General features: G+C 62.0%; 17 protein-coding genes. 11 read left to right on the top strand and 6 right to left on the bottom strand.

What is annotated here, in order from left to right:
- Positions 1-18: 18 nt before the first annotated feature.
- The 5 genes from WM94_RS07000 to WM94_RS06980 all read right to left on the bottom strand — a co-directional run bounded on the left by WM94_RS07000 (position 19) and on the right by WM94_RS06980 (position 5,595).
- Entirely contained in the window at positions 19-339 is a 321-nt protein-coding gene (locus WM94_RS07000; RefSeq protein WP_061550792.1) for a hypothetical protein, read from the bottom strand.
- A gap of 135 nt (positions 340-474) precedes the next feature.
- Complete coding sequence (locus tag WM94_RS30705; protein WP_082810521.1) at positions 475-936, bottom strand: hypothetical protein; 462 nt, start codon at positions 934-936, stop codon at positions 475-477.
- Positions 937-1,041: 105 nt separating this feature from the next.
- Positions 1,042-2,883: a potassium transporter Kup gene (locus WM94_RS06990; protein ID WP_082810519.1), complete on the bottom strand. Its 1,842-nt coding sequence runs from the start codon at positions 2,881-2,883 to the stop codon at positions 1,042-1,044.
- A 238-nt stretch (positions 2,884-3,121) separates the two neighbouring features.
- A complete protein-coding gene (locus tag WM94_RS06985) occupies positions 3,122-4,348 on the bottom strand; it encodes an MFS transporter (RefSeq protein WP_013972141.1) in 1,227 nt (408 codons plus the stop codon).
- Between the two features lie 371 nt (positions 4,349-4,719).
- On the bottom strand, positions 4,720-5,595 hold the full coding sequence (locus WM94_RS06980) for a universal stress protein (protein WP_015270020.1): 876 nt from the start codon (positions 5,593-5,595) through the stop codon (positions 4,720-4,722).
- 245 nt (positions 5,596-5,840) lie between these two features.
- Between WM94_RS06980 and WM94_RS06975 the strand changes: the two genes are divergently transcribed.
- Entirely contained in the window at positions 5,841-6,074 is a 234-nt protein-coding gene (locus tag WM94_RS06975; protein ID WP_003259758.1) for a hypothetical protein, read from the top strand.
- Positions 6,075-6,171: 97 nt separating this feature from the next.
- On the opposite strand, the gene WM94_RS06970 is transcribed toward WM94_RS06975, so the two are convergent.
- A complete protein-coding gene (locus WM94_RS06970) occupies positions 6,172-6,549 on the bottom strand; it encodes a hypothetical protein (RefSeq protein WP_015270021.1) in 378 nt (125 codons plus the stop codon).
- A 289-nt stretch (positions 6,550-6,838) separates the two neighbouring features.
- Between WM94_RS06970 and pstS the strand changes: the two genes are divergently transcribed.
- The 10 genes from pstS (at position 6,839) to WM94_RS06920 (ending at position 16,401) form a co-directional block, all read left to right on the top strand.
- Positions 6,839-7,870 (top strand): phosphate ABC transporter substrate-binding protein PstS, encoded by a 1,032-nt coding sequence (pstS, locus tag WM94_RS06965; protein ID WP_003259756.1) that lies wholly within the window; start codon positions 6,839-6,841, stop codon positions 7,868-7,870.
- Positions 7,871-7,942: 72 nt separating this feature from the next.
- Positions 7,943-8,908, top strand: coding sequence for a phosphate ABC transporter permease subunit PstC (pstC, locus tag WM94_RS06960; protein WP_061550789.1), 966 nt, complete (start codon positions 7,943-7,945; stop codon positions 8,906-8,908).
- Positions 8,908-9,801 carry a phosphate ABC transporter permease PstA gene (gene pstA / locus WM94_RS06955; protein ID WP_023661149.1) on the top strand — a complete coding sequence of 298 codons (894 nt, stop codon included), beginning with the start codon at positions 8,908-8,910 and terminating at the stop codon, positions 9,799-9,801. The genes pstC and pstA overlap by 1 nt, the downstream gene beginning before the upstream one ends.
- Before the next feature lie 75 nt (positions 9,802-9,876).
- The gene (gene pstB / locus WM94_RS06950) at positions 9,877-10,638 is read left to right on the top strand and encodes a phosphate ABC transporter ATP-binding protein PstB (RefSeq protein ID WP_031324478.1); all 762 of its coding nucleotides are present in this window, start codon (positions 9,877-9,879) and stop codon (positions 10,636-10,638) included.
- Positions 10,639-10,731: 93 nt separating this feature from the next.
- A complete protein-coding gene (locus WM94_RS06945; protein WP_015270024.1) occupies positions 10,732-11,430 on the top strand; it encodes a hypothetical protein in 699 nt (232 codons plus the stop codon).
- On the top strand, positions 11,430-12,029 hold the full coding sequence (locus WM94_RS06940) for a hypothetical protein (RefSeq protein ID WP_039613292.1): 600 nt from the start codon (positions 11,430-11,432) through the stop codon (positions 12,027-12,029). The genes WM94_RS06945 and WM94_RS06940 overlap by 1 nt, the downstream gene beginning before the upstream one ends.
- 157 nt (positions 12,030-12,186) lie before the next feature.
- On the top strand, positions 12,187-12,741 hold the full coding sequence (locus WM94_RS06935) for a helix-turn-helix domain-containing protein (RefSeq protein ID WP_013972148.1): 555 nt from the start codon (positions 12,187-12,189) through the stop codon (positions 12,739-12,741).
- Positions 12,742-12,768: 27 nt separating this feature from the next.
- The gene (locus tag WM94_RS06930) at positions 12,769-14,115 is read left to right on the top strand and encodes a glutamine synthetase family protein (protein ID WP_061550788.1); all 1,347 of its coding nucleotides are present in this window, start codon (positions 12,769-12,771) and stop codon (positions 14,113-14,115) included.
- An 84-nt stretch (positions 14,116-14,199) separates the two neighbouring features.
- Positions 14,200-14,973 (top strand): gamma-glutamyl-gamma-aminobutyrate hydrolase family protein, encoded by a 774-nt coding sequence (locus WM94_RS06925; RefSeq protein ID WP_061550787.1) that lies wholly within the window; start codon positions 14,200-14,202, stop codon positions 14,971-14,973.
- A 69-nt stretch (positions 14,974-15,042) separates the two neighbouring features.
- Complete coding sequence (locus WM94_RS06920; protein WP_061550786.1) at positions 15,043-16,401, top strand: aspartate aminotransferase family protein; 1,359 nt, start codon at positions 15,043-15,045, stop codon at positions 16,399-16,401.
- Positions 16,402-16,534: the final 133 nt, after the last annotated feature.

Raw genomic sequence — 16,534 nt, 5'->3', positions numbered from 1 at the left:
CGCCATGTGCGCTTTCAGTTATCGATCGTGCTTCGAAGAGGAGCGCCCGGCCTTGTTGTGTTCCTTGGAATGGGCAATGCCGGACCGGGTAGTGCCACGGCCGTTGTCATCATTGCGCAGGCTTCCATAGTGATTGCCGCTCTCGCCATGGTTGCGGGTGGCCTTGCCTGCATGATCACTCTCGTAGCCGGCGCCATTACCGTTGAACCCACCTTTGCCACCGCCATTGCCATTACCTTTGGCATATGCGGAACCAATCGGCGAGACATCGGCAGGCAACAATGCAGTTGCGCCGAGCGCCAGGGCACAGGTAAAGACGGCTACCAGGGTTTTATTCATGTTTGTTCGCCTCCAAAAGGCGCAGGGGGGAAATTCGAGTGCGGATACGACATAAGGTTGCCTTTCAAGTTCCGCAGTGCGCAGCCTTTCGACGAAGCGGCTGCCAGGCCCTTTCAGTACCTGGCAGCCTTAAGCTCATCGATCATTCTTGGAGGAGTTTTGTACCGCGCCGCTCAGCCCCTTGGCATTGTGATCACCGGGCGTAGTCCCCGAGATAGCGGTAGATTTCGTCAAGCCGCGAGTATCCTTGGATTGGGCAATGCCTGAAGTGGTGGTCCCATGGCCGTTGTCCTGGTTACGTGAGCTTCCATAATGATTGCCGCTCACACCATGATCGCGCGTAGCCTTGCCGGCATGATCACCCGCGAGACCCGCACCATTGCCAGTACCATTGTGCCCACCCATGCCGGCGCCACGTCCACCGCCATTGCCGCCGCCGTGGCCACCACCACCACCGTGGCCACCACCACCACCGTGGCCGCCACCGCCACCGCCTTTGGCATACGCGGAACCCATCGGCGAGATATCGGCAGGTAACATTGCCGTCGCGCCGAATGCCAGAGCACACGCAAAGACGGCCACCAGGGTTTTTCTCATGTTGTTTCGCCTCCAACGGCGCAGGTAGAGCTCAGGTGCTGGTAAGACATGCAGCGGCCTTGCGAGTTCTGTCGTCCTGACAAAAGGATCGTGGTCCATGACTGCTCAGATCTCGACCTGGGTGCCAAGCTCGATCACCCGGTTCAGCGGCAGCTTGAAGTACTTCAGGTTGCTGTTGGCATTCTTCAGCAGGAAGGCAAAAAGGTGCTCACGCCAGCGGGCCATGCCCATCTGCCTGCCTGCAATGACCGTCTCCCGGCTGAGGAAATAAGTGGTGCGCATGGGGCCGAACTCAAGGTCCGCACGCTGACAGCGGCTTAACGCCAACGGCACGTCGGGCTCCTCCATGAAGCCGAAATGCAGGCTCATGCGGAAGAAACCATCACCAAACTCCTCGACATCAAAGCGCTTGCCAGCGTTGACCCGTGGCTCGTCCTCGAACACGACGGTCAACAGCACCACCTGTTCATGCAGTACCTGGTTATGCAGCAGGTTGTGCAGCAAGGCGTGAGGCACCGCCTCGGGCCTGGCGGACAGGAATACGGCAGTACCGCCCACGCGGTGAGGCGGCTGGGCCTTGAGGCTGGTAATGAACAGGTCCAGCGGCAGCGAACTTTCGTCCAGCCGCTCGACGATCATCCGTCGCCCGCGCTTCCAGGTAGTCATCAGAGTGAACAGTGCAAGGCCGGCAATCACCGGAAATGCACCGCCCTGGAGGATCTTCGGCGCATTGGCGGCGAAATACAGGCTGTCGACCAGCAGGAATGCCAGCAGCATCGGCACCGCCAGCCAGCGTGGTGCCTTCCACAGCAACAGCACCACTGCCGAAGCCAGCAGTGTGGTGATCAGCATGGTCCCGGTAACGGCTACGCCGTAGGCTGCTGCAAGCGCCCCGGACGACTCGAAGCCGACCACCAGCAGCACCACGCCAACCATCAGTGCCCAGTTCACCATGCCGATGTAGATCTGCCCCTGTTCCTCGCTGGAGGTGTGCTGGATGAACATGCGCGGTACGTAACCCAGCTGGATGGCCTGGCGCGTCAGCGAGAACGCACCGGAAATCACGGCCTGGGACGCGATGATGGTGGCCAGCGTGGCCAGCCCGACCATGGGCAGCAGGGCCCATTCGGGCGCCAGCAGGTAAAACGGGTTGCGCACTGCCTGCGGGTCGCCGAGGATCAGCGCGCCCTGGCCGAAGTAGTTCAGTACCAGGCCGGGCAGCACCAGCAGGAACCAGGCCCGGGCGATGGGTTTGCGGCCGAAGTGCCCCATATCGGCGTAGAGCGCTTCGGCGCCGGTCAGCGCCAGCACCACCGCGCCCAGGATCGCCACGCCCATGCCCGGGTGCAGCACGAAGAACTTCACCGCCCAGAGCGGGTTGAGTGCCTGCAGCACCTCCGGGCGCTGGACGATGCCGTGCAGGCCCAGTGCACCCAGCACGACGAACCACAGCACCATGATCGGCCCGAAGAGGATGCCGATGCGCGCGGTGCCATGCTTCTGGATCAGGAACAGGGCCACCAGCACCACCACCGACAGTGGCACGACCCAATGCTCGATACCGTCGAAGGCCAGTTGCAGGCCCTCGACGGCCGATAGAACGGAAATCGCCGGCGTGATCATGCTGTCGCCGTAGAACAGCGCGGCGCCGAACAAGCCGAGCAGCACCAGTATCCTGCCCAGGCGCTGGTAGGGCGCCGCCGCCCGATGCGCCAGGGCGGTCAGGGCCATGATGCCACCTTCGCCCTGGTTGTCGGCACGCAGGATGAACAGTACGTACTTGAGCGATACCACCCAGAGCAACGACCAGAACACCAGCGACAGCACTCCGAGTACGCCAGCGGTGTTGGCCTGTACGCCATAGTGCCCGGCGAACACCTCCTTGAGGGTGTACAGCGGGCTGGTGCCGATGTCGCCATACACCACGCCGACAGCGGCGACGAGCATGCCGACAGGGTTGGACTTGGCGGGAAGGGATTGATTTGCGATGACGGTGGACTGGCTCACGAAAGGTTTCTCTGGACTGGCGGGTATAAATGCATGCCATCCCTGAGCATCGCGCGCCCAGTATTCCTTCTGTCTGCCGGCTCAGTCGTAAAAAGAGCGTAAAAAATCAGCCGGCGCCCCAATACCTGTCAGTCAAGCAATTCGGGGCCGCTTTGCGGCCCGGCCGGCGATGGTTTGGTCAGCCAGGTTGCGCCGCCAGGCTGTTGCTGACGTTACGCCCCAGCACCAGCACCGTAGCGAAACCGCAGCCCACCAGGGCCGTGGCCAGGCTCAGCAACACCGAGCTGCCCAGCTGGTCGACGATCCGACCGCCGAAGAACGAGCCCAGTGCAATGATCACCTGGAACATGGCAACGAACAGCGGCATACCACGTTCGACATCCTTGGGCGCGACAACGAACATCCAGATACTGGCGCAGGCCGGGAACGCGCCGAAGGCGAAGCCCCACAACCCGATCAGCATCGCGGCACCGGTCATGCCGGTGGCGAAGTGAGGGAACAGAGCAGTGCTGGTGCCGATCATCAGCGCTACCAGCAGCAGGGTGTGACGTACGCTGCGGTTGGCGGCGAAACCGGCGAAGATATTGCCGAATACCCCGGCCACGCCATAAAGCAGCAGCAACGAGCCAATGGTAGGCCCATCGAAGCCGGAGCTTTGTTTGAAGAAGGGCGCGACATAGGTGTACGCGGCAAAGTGCGCCAGGCCGATCAGCAACACGGCAATCAGGCCAACCCGCGCCTGTGGGTTGATGAACAGGGCCGGCAGGTCGCTGATGCGAATGGCTTTGTCCGGGTTGAGCCGCGGGAGCAACAGGATCTGCGCCAGCAGCACCGGTATGCCCAGTAGCGCGGTTATCAGGAAGGTCATGCGCCAGCCCATCAGGCCACTCAACCAGGTGCCCACCGGCACGCCCAGCACGGTGGCCAGGGTTACGCCGACCATGATGATCGAGGTGGCCTGGGCTACGCCCACGCCCTTTGGCGCCAGGCGGCCGCTGAGGGCAATGGCCGTTGCCCAGAAGCCGCCGATACTCACGCCCAGCAGCACGCGGCCGAACAGCAGCAGGTTGAAGTCGCTGGCGTAGGCTACTACCGCGTTGGCGATGATCATGATCAGCGTCAGCCCGATCAGCAGGTAGCGACGGTCCAGAGCGCCAATGCCCACCGAGAGTAGTGGGGCGGCGAGGGCGGCCATGATGCCGGGCAGGGTGACCATCAGGCCGGCGTGGCCTGCACTGATGCCAAGGTCGCTGGCGACATCGTTGAGTACGCCCACCGGCAGGAACTCGCTGGTCACCAGGGCGAAAGCGCCGACGGCGACCGAAAGGATTGCCAGCCACTGCTGGCTGACGCTTTGTTGATCATGTTCGGGGAGGCCGCGAGGGGCCTGGCTGGCACTTGGCATGGTATTGGATTCCAAGAGAGGGATGTCGCCTGAAGCAGGCGCGAGGAGCGGGGGAAATTTGCCGGGGATTATAGGGGGCGGTTTCGCCTGGCCAACATGCGGGCCGCTCGATAGTAATCATCAGCGCAATCGATGAAACGCCTTGCGCAGAGCGCCCGCTGTTGGATGGGAGCGCAGAGAACAAATATCGCTCGTTTGAAGCGTCCATTGTAGGAGCAGCCTTGTGCTGCGAAGAGGCCGGTACTGACAAAGCCTTTGTATTGCTTGTCCCGGCCTCTTCGCAGCACAAGGCTGCTCCTACAAAACCTCACTTAACCAATGAGTCGCCTGTCCGCGAAGGACAGGCACGTGTCCTCCACATCACATGCATCTTATGGCGATACCAGCACATCGCACTGGGATTCGTTCAGCACATGCTTGGTGACGCTGCCTATCAGCAGCTCTTCAAGCGCGCTTTCCCCTTGCTTGCCAACCACGATCAGGTCGCATTCCAGCTCTTGTTCCTGCTCGGCAATCCGCCAGGCAGGGTCGCCATGCACCACGATTTGCCGAGCATCTGCCACTCCGGCGGTTTCGCTCAAGGCCGCGAGCTGCTGGACCGCATCCTTGCGGATGACATTGCGGTAGTGAGCAAGGGTCTCATGGTCGATGTGGGCGAAACGCATGCTGCCTTCGAACGGCGCTTCGTAAACATGCAACAGAATGATCTCGGCCTGTGGGGCAATGGCTTTTGCCAGTTCGATGGAGCGCAGTGACGAAGGCGAAAAATCAACTGCAACCAGCAAGGTCCGGTAGGCATCGCGTGGCGCCTGCTTGACCACCAGCAAAGGGCAGGGCATGCGGTTCAGCATCTTCTGCACCGTGGAGCCCAGCAGCAGGCGCCGCGCGACGCTCTGGCCCTTCGCCCCGCATACCAGCAGGTCGCTGCGTTTATCCTGCACCACACGGGTGATCTCCGTGGTCACCGAGCCATGCGCTACCTGCACGCCAGCGGCGATGTCATGGCGCTGGAACAGCATTGCAGCCAGTGCGCGGATTTTTTCGCCAGCGGTATCCAGCACGCGCTTCAGCAGATCATCACCAGGTGCGACCAACTGCTTCAAGCGCTCGAAGGGGGCCGGGTTGGCAACGTACAGCAGGTCCAGCGATGCCTGCTGCGCCTTGCTCAGGTGCGCAGCGCGCTCTGCCGCGTTGCGGGCGGAGGTGGACAGGTCGGTTGCTACCAGTACGTGGTTCAGGTGGCTCATGTGGGACTCCTTATCCAAGGCCGCGCACAGTGCTCGATGGCGATGGCCTTGAGCACAATGCGCATGGCGGTTTTCGATTCGTTCCTTGCTGGCAGCCATCGTCGCGCGAACCCGGCCCAGCGGCTTGACGTGCGTCAAGGGAGCACTTCGGCTGATAGGCTCGCAGGGGTATTGCGATTGTTTGCATGAGTCAACTTGATGCTTTCCCGTAGCAGTACTAATACTAAGAGACTGCCGGGAGGGGGATGATCATGCAGATGCGCTTTGTTGTGGTTCCCGCTGTGCCGCTAAAGAAAGAGATTTACCCGCGTAGTCTTGGCTTTCCCGCAACGTTAGGGGAGGGCTATGACCTTTATGACACACAGGAAAAGCTGCGCCTGACCCTCAACTACCCCACACGTGCCGAGGCGGAATTCGTATGCGCATCCCGCAACAGTTGCCGGGATGCCGACACGGCGGATATCGCCGGGAATGGTTGATGCTGTGGCGGACACCGGCGTAGCCGGTGCCATGCATCACATTGCGTTCTTCGCGGGCACGCCCGCACAGGGATTGCGCCCGGTTCAGGGCTTGTGGTCATGCGTGCTTGAGCGCTTCCACCAACTGTGCCTTGGTCATGGTGGATCGCCCTTTGATGTTTTTGCTGCGCGCTTCCTTCATCAGGCTTTGCTTGCTCTGGGTTTCCAGGGAGCTGCCCGATGTGCGGGAATGACCTTGGCGCGACTTCGCCGCCCGTTTGGCCGAGTCCGAGCGGGCAGTTTTCTTCTCGCTGGAGGATGTAGCCTTACCCGAGCCACCTTTCTTCTCGCCTCCACCGGACTGTTTGTTCACGGTGGCCCAGGCACGCGCTTCGGCCTGCTCTTTGGGCACGCCTTTTTGCTCGTAGCTTTCCTCGATGTGTTCGGCCTTGCGCTTCTGCTTGTCGGTGTATTTGTCCTTGTCGCCGCGTGGCATGGCACTCACTCCCGTCTGCTTTGCATGTGCGGTTGAATGCCGCGGCAACGCCAGAGTGCCCGGTGATCGACGAGCGGCGCCACGAAGCCTGCTGCCTGCCGGAAGCAGTCATTCAATCGACACATCGAAGCCGTAGGGTTGAGACAGGAACCACTCCTGGGCTCTGGCCCCTGATGTTGCCGTGATGGCGCCGCCAGACGGCTCTACCGTGCGGCCTGCCATTCATCGGTCACAAAGCTGTAACATTGCTGCTGCAAAGTGTGCCGGCCATCACACGGAGCGCTTTTCGATGATACGCCTGATGAAATCTGCTGCACTCGCCGTTGCCGTTTCTCTTTGCGCCACTTCGGCATCCTTTGCCGCAGAGAACATCCGCCTGACCGGTTCCGGCGCAAGTTTCCCGGCACCGATCTACCTGACCTGGTTCAAGGCCTTCAGCAAGGAAACCGACGGTGTCACCGTTGACTACCAGTCCAAGGGGAGCGGGGCGGGTGTTCAGGACTTTCTGAACAAGACCGTCGACTTTGCCGCCAGCGACTCGGCAATGAAAGCCGAAGAAATCGCCAAGGTCGGCGAAGGCGTGCAGTTGCTGCCAATGACCGCCGGTGAGATCGTCCTGGCTTACAACCTGCCAGGCAACCCCAAAGGGCTGAAGCTGCCACGCGATGTGTACTCCAACATCTTCCTCGGCAAGATCACCCAGTGGAACGACCCGCAGATCGTCGCGGCCAACCCTGAGCTGAAACTGCCCGCCACCCCGATCACCGTGGTCGTGCGTGCCGACTCCAGCGGCACCACTGCGGTATTCACCAAGCACCTGTCGGCCATCAACGCTGACTTCAAGCAAGCGCTGGGTGAAGGCAACACCGTCAACTGGCCGGCCAGCGACAAGTTCATCAAGTCGCCGAAGAACGATGGCGTAACCGCCACCGTCCGCCAGACCCCAGGTGCCATCGGCTACATCGAATACGGCTTCGCCAAGCTGGCCAAGGTCGACTTCGCCCAGCTGCAGAACAAGGCCGGCCAATACGTAGTGCCGAACGCCGAGAGCGGTGCCGAGGCGCTGGCTGCGGTGAAGATGCCGGAGAACCTGGTGGCCTGGCTGCCTGACCCGGACGGTGCCAAGTCCTACCCGATCACCTCCTACACCTGGATGATCTTCCGCAAGGACAACGGTAACCCGGCCAAGGCCAAGGCCATGCGCGAAATGGTCGAATACAGCCTGACCGAAGGCCAGAAGATCGCCGACTCGATGGGCTACATCCCGCTGCCAGCGTCGGTTGTCGACCAGGTACGCAAAGCGTCCGCCAACATCCAGTAACACGCCCAGGCGCTCCCGGTGTGGTCTGGCGGCCATGCCGGGTGTGTTTGCCCTCTGTCCCGGAACTTGCCCATGAACACTCCTTTTGCCATCCCGGCTAACCCCGACTCCGCGTGCCAGCCACCGTCTGCGAAAGACTTCCTGGTCGATCGCACCTTCCGTGCGCTTGCACGCATCGGTGTGGTGCTGGTGCTGGCGCTGGTCTTCGCGCTGGTCTACGAAGTGGGCCGCAAGGCACTGCCAGGCATCGAGAAGCACGGTTTTGACGTGCTGTTCGGCAGTGTCTGGGACGTCAACCAAGGCAAGTACGGTATTCTGCCAGCGATCTGGGGCACGCTTTACAGCGCCCTGATCGCCCTGTTGATCGCCGGTTTCTTCGGCGTCAGCATGGCCATTTTCCTGACCCAGGACTTCCTCCCGGCCCGGCTGGCGGCGGTGTTCCGCACCATCGTCGAGCTGCTCGCTGCCATCCCCAGCGTCGTCTACGGCCTGTGGGGGATCTATGTGGTCATCCCGGCCATTCGCCCGCTGACCACCTGGCTGAACAGCGAGCTGGGCTGGATTCCCTTTTTCGGTACTTCCCTGAGCGGCCCAGGGCTGCTGCCTGCCGCGCTGGTACTGGCGATCATGATTCTGCCGACCATCGCCGCCGTTTCGCAGGACGCCCTGACCAGCGTGCCGATGAAGACCAAGCAGGCCGCCTACGGCCTGGGCGCCACCCACTGGGAGGCCATTCTCAAGGTAATGGTGCCATCGGCAGCCACCGGCATCTTCGGTTCGCTGGTGCTCGGCCTGGGCCGTGCGCTGGGTGAAACCATGGCGCTGGCCATGCTGGTGGGCAATGCCAACAACATTTCCCTGTCCTTGTTCGCCCCGGCCAACACGCTGGCGGCCTTGCTGGCCCTGAACTTCCCGGAGGCCGGCCCGAACGAGGTCGAGGTACTGATGTACGCCGCACTGGTGCTGATGTTCATCACCCTGGCGGTGAACGTACTCGGCTCGATGATCATGCTCTACGCCCAGCGGGGTAACAAATGATGACCAACCTCACCACCCCTGCAAACGCGTTGCCCAGCCTGCAGCGCAAGCTGGAAGGCCGTTCCCTGCGCAGCCTGTTGTTGACCACGCTGGCATGGTTCGCGGCACTGGTTGCCAGCGTGCCGCTGATCTCCGTGCTGTACATGCTGATCACTCGCGGTGGCGCACGCCTCAACCTGGAGGTGTTCACCGAGCTGCCACCCACCGGCTTCGAGATGGGCGGGGGCTTTGGCAACGCCATGGCCGGTACTTTCGTCATGGTCGGCATTGCTGCTGCCATCGCCGTCCCGGTCGGTATCCTGGCCGCGGTATTCCTGGCCGAACTCGGCCCGGACAGCAAGCTGGCCAACGCCGCGCGCTTTGCCGCCAAGATGCTCACCGGCCTGCCGTCGATCCTGGCTGGCGTATTCGCCTATGCCCTGGTGGTGATGACCACCGGCACCTACTCCGCGCCGGCAGGTGGTGTGGCCCTGGCGGTACTGATGCTGCCCATCGTCGTGCTGACCGCTGAAGAGTCGATGAAGATGGTGCCCAAGATCATGAAGGATGCCGCCTACGGCATGGGCTGCACCCGTGCCCAGGTGATCTGGAAAATCGTCCTGCCCACCGGCCTGCCGGCCATCCTGACCGGCGTCATGCTGGCCGTGGCCCGTGCCGCCGGCGAGACCGCGCCGCTGCTGTTCACCGCGCTGTTCAGCAACTACTGGATCCTGCATGACGGCGACCTGGCGGTCATGAACCCGACGGCCTCGCTGGCTGTACTGATCTACAACTTCTCCGGCATGCCATTCGACAACCAGCTCGAGCTCGCCTGGGCGGCCTCGCTGGTACTGGTGATGATCGTGCTGGTAATCAACATTCTGAGCCGAGTATTCGGCAAGCCCAAGTATTGAGAAAGGGAGCATCCGACCTTGAACGTATCCACTGCGCCAAAAGCCGCTCCCGTGGTCAGCGAAGCCCCCATCGTCATGGACTGCAAGCTGGACAAGATCTTCTACGGCAATTTCATGGCCGTTCGCGACAGCCATGTGCCGATCCGCAAGAACGAGATCACCGGTTTCATCGGGCCTTCCGGCTGCGGCAAGAGTACCGTGCTGCGCAGCCTCAACCGCATGAACGACCTGGTGAAGGGCTTCCGTTTCGAAGGCCATGTGCACTTCCTGGGCCAGGATGTCTACGGCAAGGGCGTCGACCCTGTGGTGGTGCGCCGCTACATCGGCATGGTGTTCCAGCAGCCCAACCCGTTCTCCATGAGCATCTTCGACAACGTCGCCTTCGGCCTGCGCCTGAACCGCTACAAGGGCGATATCGGTGACCGCGTCAAGCACGCGCTGCAGGGCGCCGCGCTGTGGGACGAGGTGAAGGACAAGCTCAAGGTCAGCGGCCTGGCCCTGTCCGGTGGCCAACAACAGCGTCTGTGCATCGCCCGCGCCATCGCCACCGAGCCGGAAGTGCTGCTGCTGGACGAACCCTGCTCGGCACTCGACCCGATTGCCACCCGCCGGGTGGAGGAGCTGATGGTCGAGTTGAAGAAGGACTACACCATCGCCCTGGTGACCCACAACATGCAGCAGGCGATTCGTGTGGCCGACACCACCGCGTTCTTCTCGGTCGATATCTCCAAGGGCACCCGTACCGGTTACCTGGTCGAAATGGGCCCGACCACGCAGATTTTCCAGAACCCGCGTGAGCAGCTGACCGCCGACTACATCAGCGGCAAGTTCAGCTGAGGCCGTACCTGCCAAGGTGGCCGGGTGTTGCAGTCAGGAAGGCTGCAACACCCGGCCGCATTACCTTCCGTCAAGTGTTACCAGGGATTTCCAATGCCAGCGACGCGTCGTCTTGATCTGCCAGCGGTAGAGCGCGCACTGCGTGAGGTGCAGGCCCGCTTTGCCGAACTCAGCCAGCATTTCACCGAACCGCGCGATCCGTTTACCGACGAGGTGCTGCTGAATGTGGTTGAAGGCTATGCCCTGATTGACGACTATGTCGCCCGGGGTGTCGACCTTTTCGACCTTCAGCAACTGAACCTGATGCTGGAGATCAATGCCACCGTGCTGTGCGGCAGCGACCCGGCACGCAGGCTGGAGTTTGCCCCGCACCTGGCGGCGACCGAGGCGCACTTTTTCAACAACGTGGAGGGCGGCATCAAGGACCTCTACAACTGGTATTGCTCGTATGGCAGCGATTCGATCTGGAAGCGCGCGGCGGGTGTCTACGTTCGAATTCTGAGCAAGCCGCAGCTGTTCATCGAAGGCAACAACCGCACAGGGTCGCTCATTGTCAGCTACCTGCTGATGCGCGCGGGGTTACCGCCATTCGTGTTGTCGCTGGACAATGCCGAGGGTTACTTCAACCCATCCTCGGTCATACGCAACTCTGCCAAGCATGGTGTCAAGGCTTTGTACGAACTACCCAAGATCAAGAAAAAGTATGCAGCTTTCCTTGAAGCGCACGCGCCTGAGCCCGGCAAGTTCTTCCTGGGCGTCACATCCATGCCTGCGCGCGAGAGGTGCCGCTGATGCAAAGCTCTTCTCTGTTCCAACGCGGGCGGCAAGCCATCGAGCGCACGTTCAACCGCCCGCAGATACGCATTTCGTTCGATATCGACGACACGCTCGCCTGCCAGGCCGACCATGCCGCCGCCGAGGACAGCAAGCTGCCGGCGTTCGTCCACCGCTGGTTGGGTGAACCCCTGCGCAGTGGCACGCGCTCGCTGATCCGCGACCTGCGCCGCCAGGGCTGCAGCATCTGGATCTACACCTCGTCGGGGCGCACACCGTCCTACATACGCCGTTGGCTGATGCTCTACGGTATCCGTGTCGATGGCGTGGTCAATAGTGACCGGCACCAGCATATCCTGGCCGTGAACGGGCTTGAGAATGCGCCTTCCAAGTTGCCGTCGGCCTTCGATATCGACCTGCATGTCGATGATTCCGAGGGCGTGCGTCTGGAAGGCGTCGACCACGGTTTTCGCGTGGTGGTGGTGTGCCCCAAGGATGAGAACTGGGCGCAGAAAGTGATGGATGCGGCGGTCGATGTCCAGGCACAGCTGGCCTGGCAGCAACCGCACCGCTATGAAATGCCGGTACGGCAGCGTTCGCAGGCCCTCGCTTCCTGAGGGCTTCAAGGTACTTTTCTGGTTACGCCTCTTCGCTACTTGTTGCCCCCCACCTCCATTCGCGGCTTCCCATTTTCAGCTTCGGCTTGACTCGTGAAATTTTTCATGTAATTTTTCATGAAAAATAACTCTAAAAATTTCACGGCAGTCTCAAACGATGAAGATGCACGAAGAGGTTGAAGCCCTCGCGATCCTTATTCACGACCTGCGCAAATTCAAGAACCTGACCCTGGGCGAACTGGCCGAGCGCATCAACCGCTCGGTGGGCTTCTTGTCCCAGGTCGAGCGCGGTGTTTCGCGCCCTACCGTGGCCGACCTCACCGCCATCAGTGAAGCGCTCGGCGTATCCACCGCGTACTTCTACAACCTGAGCAAGCCGCGCAGCGTCAGCTGGGTCACGCGCCCCCACGAGCGGCGCACGCTGTACCTCGAATCGGGCATTACCGATGTGCTGGCTTCGCCCACCATCGGCGGCGCGTTCTCCATGCTCGACAGCCATCTCGAGCCAGGCGCCAGCAGTGGCGAGCTGTACCTGACCGACCGATCCGAGCAGGGCTGTTTCGTGCTCGAAGGCGAACTCACGGTCTGGCTGGACCACGGCGACGCCGTGACCCTGCAGGCCAACGACTGCTTCCAGCTGCACCCCCACGCGCAGTTCCGTTACGCCAACCTGACGGAAAAAACCACCCGCGTGCTCTGGGTCTTCAACTGAATTCGTTCACCTCACAAGGACAAGAAGATGAGTGTCGTCTTTCCGGATCTGCTGACTGAAGTGCGCTCGTTCCGAGCGCAGCACCCAGAAATACGTTATGTCGACCTGATTGCGCTGGATATTCCCGGGCACTTCTACGGCAAGCGCTACCCCATGGACATGCTGGAAAAAGTCGCAGCCGGCGCGCCGCTGAAGTTGCCGCAGAACTGCGTGCTGCTGGGCACCCAGGGTGGCCTCTACCCGATCGGTGACTACTGCTTCGCCGACGGCGACCCGGATGCCGCCCGCCGCCTGGTGCCGGGCACCCTCAAGCCGGTGCGCTGGGAAAAGGAACCGATCGCGCAGATGCTCATTACCTCCGACGGCACCGCCAAGCCCATCGAGTTCGAGCCCCGTGAAGTGCTGGCCCGGGTGATCCAGCGCCTGGCCAGGCGCGGCATTCGCCCGGTGGTGGCCTTCGAGCTGGAGTTCTACCTGTTCGACCGCAAGCTCGACAACGGCCTGCCACAGTACCCACGCGACAAGGCGACCGACGACCACGACGACCAGCCGAACATGCACATCGAGCGGCTGTCGCGCTTCGCACCGGTGCTGCACGAGATGGTCGATGGCGCCAACGAGCAGGGCGTGCCGGCGAACGTGATCACCGCGGAGCTGGGCCCAGGCCAGTTCGAGATCAACTTCTCGCACAGCGACGATGCCATGAGCGCGGCGGACTGGTCGGCGCTGTTCTGCCGCAGTACCCGCGGGATCGCGATGAAGCACGGCTACCGAGCCAGCTTCATGAGCAAGCCGTACCTCGATGCGCCGGGCAGCGGCATGCATGTGCACGTCAGCCTGTACGACAACGCCGGCAACAACATCCTGGCCGGCGATGACCAGCGCAAGCTGCGCCATGCGGTGGCAGGGTGCCTGGAGCTGCTGCCCCACTGCATGCCGATCTTCGCCCCGAACCACAATGCCTACCGCCGTTACGGCGCCATGGTCAACGCGGCGAGCAAGGCCAGCTGGGGTTTCGAAGATCGCGATGCGTGTATTCGCATCCCCGAGTCCGACCCGCGCAACCTGCGCATCGAACACCGCCTCGCCGGTGCCGATGCCAACCCGTACCTGGTGCTGGCGGCCATCCTGACCGGGATGGAGCATGGCCTGGAGCGTGGCGTCGAGCCCATTGCCCCGCTGAACGACAACCGCCAGAGCGGCATCGAGTTCCCCAAGGATGCCTTCAGTGCCCTGGCGGCCATGCGTCACCACCCGGAGGTGAACGAGGGCCTGGGCAGTGAATTCGTGATGGTCTACTGCGAAAACAAATACCAGGAGCAACTGGACTTCATGCGCCACATCGATGCCCGCGAATACCGCTGGTTCCTGTAGGTGCCGAGGTTGGGGCAGCGCCGCTGCACCCTGCCTTTCTACCGTTTCAATACAACGCGCAATATGGATTTGCCGGAGGAAGATATGCCACGTGTGCCCGTTATCGGCATTACCGCATGCACCAGCATGATCGAGCTGCATGCAACCCAGACCATCAGCGAGAAGTACGCGCGCGCGGCGGCCAAGGCAGCGTGCGGGCTGCCCATCGTGATACCCAGCCTCGCAGACCTGATGGACAGCGCCGATATTCTCGACGTGGTGGATGGGCTGATCTTCACCGGTTCGCCGTCCAACATCGAACCGTTGCACTACAACGGCCCGGCCAGTGCAGCGGGCACCCATCACGACCCGCTGCGTGATGCCACCACCTTGCCGCTGATGCGTGCGGCCATCGCCGCCGGAGTGCCGGTGCTGGGCATCTGCCGTGGTTTCCAGGAAATGAACGTGGCGCTGGGTGGCACCTTGCACCAGAAAGTGCATGAGACCGGCATGTTCATGGACCACCGCGAAAGCAAGGGTGAGCCCATCGAAAAGCAATACGGCCCGCGTCACGCCCTGCATATAGAGCCCGGCGGCATGCTCGACCGCATGGGTTTGCCGGCGGTTATCGATGTCAATTCCATTCACGGCCAGGGTATCGATGTACTGGCCCCCGGGCTGAGGGTGGAGGCGCTGGCGCCCGATGGCCTGGTGGAAGCTGTTTCGGTCGAGAACAGCAAAGGCTTTGCCCTGGCCGTGCAATGGCACCCCGAGTACCAGGTCATGGACAACCCGCATTACCTGACCATCTTCCAGTCCTTTGGCAAGGCCTGCCGGCATCGCTCGGTACTGCGCCAGATGCTGTTGAAGACCGCCTGACAGCGATCTTTCCCAATTACAAAAAAGTACCTGCGCAGCACGGCTGCGCAACTTGATGGAGTGAAGTCAATGAGTGAGCAGAATTCGCAGACCCTTGCCTGGCAAGCCATGAGCCGCGACCACCACCTGGCCCCGTTCAGCGATGTTCGGCAGCTGGCCGAGAAAGGCCCGCGCATCATCACCTCGGCCAAAGGTGTGTACCTCTGGGACAGCGAGGGCCACAAGATTCTCGATGGCATGGCGGGCCTGTGGTGCGTGGCGGTGGGCTATGGGCGCGATGAGCTGGCCGACGTCGCCAGCCAGCAGATGAAGCAGCTGCCGTACTACAACCTGTTCTTCCAGACCGCGCACCCGCCCGCGCTGGAACTGGCCAAGGCGATCTCCGATGTGGCCCCGCAAGGCATGACTCACGTGTTCTTCACCGGCTCTGGCTCCGAAGGCAACGACACCGTGCTGCGCATGGTCCGCCATTACTGGGCGCTCAAGGGCCAGAAGAACAAGAAGGTCATCATCGGCCGCATCAACGGTTACCACGGCTCCACCGTGGCCGGCGCGGGCCTGGGCGGCATGAGCGGCATGCACCAGCAGGGCGGGCTGATCCCGGATATCGTGCATATCCCGCAGCCATACTGGTATGGCGAAGGCGGCGACATGACCGAGGCCGACTTCGGCGTGTGGGCGGCCGAACAGCTGGAGAAAAAGATCCTCGAAGTTGGCGTGGACAACGTTGCCGCCTTCATCGCCGAACCGATCCAGGGCGCTGGCGGAGTGATCATTCCACCGCAGACCTACTGGCCGAAGATCAAGCAGATCCTGGCCAGGTACGACATCCTCTTTGTCGCTGACGAAGTGATCTGCGGCTTCGGCCGTACAGGCGAGTGGTTCGGTAGCGACTACTACGACCTCAAGCCCGACCTGATGACCATCGCCAAGGGCCTTACCTCCGGCTATATCCCCATGGGCGGCGTGATCGTGCGAGATGAAGTGGCCAAAGTCATCAGCGAAGGCGGCGACTTCAACCACGGCTTCACCTATTCCGGCCACCCGGTGGCGGCTGCGGTCGGCCTTGAGAACCTGCGGATCCTGCGTGACGAAAAGATCATCGAGCAGGTGCACGACAAGACCGCGCCTTACCTGCAACAACGCCTGCGCGAGCTGGCTGACCACCCGCTGGTAGGCGAGGTACGCGGCCTGGGCATGCTCGGTGCGATCGAGCTGGTGAAGGACAAGGCCACCCGCGCGCGCTATGAAGGCAAAGGTGTCGGCATGATCTGTCGCCAGCACTGCTTCGACAACGGCCTGATCATGCGTGCCGTGGGCGACACCATGATCATTGCGCCGCCGCTGGTTATCAGCATCGAGGAGATCGACGAACTGGTGGAAAAAGCCCGCAAGTGTCTGGACCTGACGTACGAGGCTGTTCGCTGAGCGTCTGGGTCTGATACCTGTAGGAGCGGGTTTACCCGCGAAGCAGGCGCCGCGGTGGATGGCACGGACTTCGTCCGTGTTCGCGGGTAAACCCGCTCCCACAGGGATCGCACCAACTTCTGGAGTCTGGGCT

The organism is Pseudomonas sp. ABFPK, assembly GCF_001586765.1.
Lineage (GTDB): Bacteria > Pseudomonadota > Gammaproteobacteria > Pseudomonadales > Pseudomonadaceae > Aquipseudomonas > Aquipseudomonas asiatica.
Note: the sequence above shows the minus strand (reverse complement) of the source record. Positions and strands in the feature narration are given on the sequence as shown.

What these genes read in the sequence shown, in the direction of transcription:
- WM94_RS07000 (WP_061550792.1), bottom strand. Translation starts at nt 339, where the DNA reads ATGAATAAAACCCTGGTAGCCGTCTTTACCTGTGCCCTGGCGCTCGGC.
- WM94_RS30705 (WP_082810521.1), bottom strand. Translation starts at nt 936, where the DNA reads ATGAGAAAAACCCTGGTGGCCGTCTTTGCGTGTGCTCTGGCATTCGGC.
- WM94_RS06990 (WP_082810519.1), bottom strand. Translation starts at nt 2,883, where the DNA reads ATGCTCGTCGCCGCTGTCGGCGTGGTGTATGGCGACATCGGCACCAGC.
- WM94_RS06985 (WP_013972141.1), bottom strand. Translation starts at nt 4,348, where the DNA reads ATGCCAAGTGCCAGCCAGGCCCCTCGCGGCCTCCCCGAACATGATCAA.
- WM94_RS06980 (WP_015270020.1), bottom strand. Translation starts at nt 5,595, where the DNA reads ATGAGCCACCTGAACCACGTACTGGTAGCAACCGACCTGTCCACCTCC.
- WM94_RS06975 (WP_003259758.1), top strand. Translation starts at nt 5,841, where the DNA reads ATGATCATGCAGATGCGCTTTGTTGTGGTTCCCGCTGTGCCGCTAAAG.
- WM94_RS06970 (WP_015270021.1), bottom strand. Translation starts at nt 6,549, where the DNA reads ATGCCACGCGGCGACAAGGACAAATACACCGACAAGCAGAAGCGCAAG.
- pstS (WP_003259756.1), top strand. Translation starts at nt 6,839, where the DNA reads ATGATACGCCTGATGAAATCTGCTGCACTCGCCGTTGCCGTTTCTCTT.
- pstC (WP_061550789.1), top strand. Translation starts at nt 7,943, where the DNA reads ATGAACACTCCTTTTGCCATCCCGGCTAACCCCGACTCCGCGTGCCAG.
- pstA (WP_023661149.1), top strand. Translation starts at nt 8,908, where the DNA reads ATGACCAACCTCACCACCCCTGCAAACGCGTTGCCCAGCCTGCAGCGC.
- pstB (WP_031324478.1), top strand. Translation starts at nt 9,877, where the DNA reads ATGGACTGCAAGCTGGACAAGATCTTCTACGGCAATTTCATGGCCGTT.
- WM94_RS06945 (WP_015270024.1), top strand. Translation starts at nt 10,732, where the DNA reads ATGCCAGCGACGCGTCGTCTTGATCTGCCAGCGGTAGAGCGCGCACTG.
- WM94_RS06940 (WP_039613292.1), top strand. Translation starts at nt 11,430, where the DNA reads ATGCAAAGCTCTTCTCTGTTCCAACGCGGGCGGCAAGCCATCGAGCGC.
- WM94_RS06935 (WP_013972148.1), top strand. Translation starts at nt 12,187, where the DNA reads ATGAAGATGCACGAAGAGGTTGAAGCCCTCGCGATCCTTATTCACGAC.
- WM94_RS06930 (WP_061550788.1), top strand. Translation starts at nt 12,769, where the DNA reads ATGAGTGTCGTCTTTCCGGATCTGCTGACTGAAGTGCGCTCGTTCCGA.
- WM94_RS06925 (WP_061550787.1), top strand. Translation starts at nt 14,200, where the DNA reads ATGCCACGTGTGCCCGTTATCGGCATTACCGCATGCACCAGCATGATC.
- WM94_RS06920 (WP_061550786.1), top strand. Translation starts at nt 15,043, where the DNA reads ATGAGTGAGCAGAATTCGCAGACCCTTGCCTGGCAAGCCATGAGCCGC.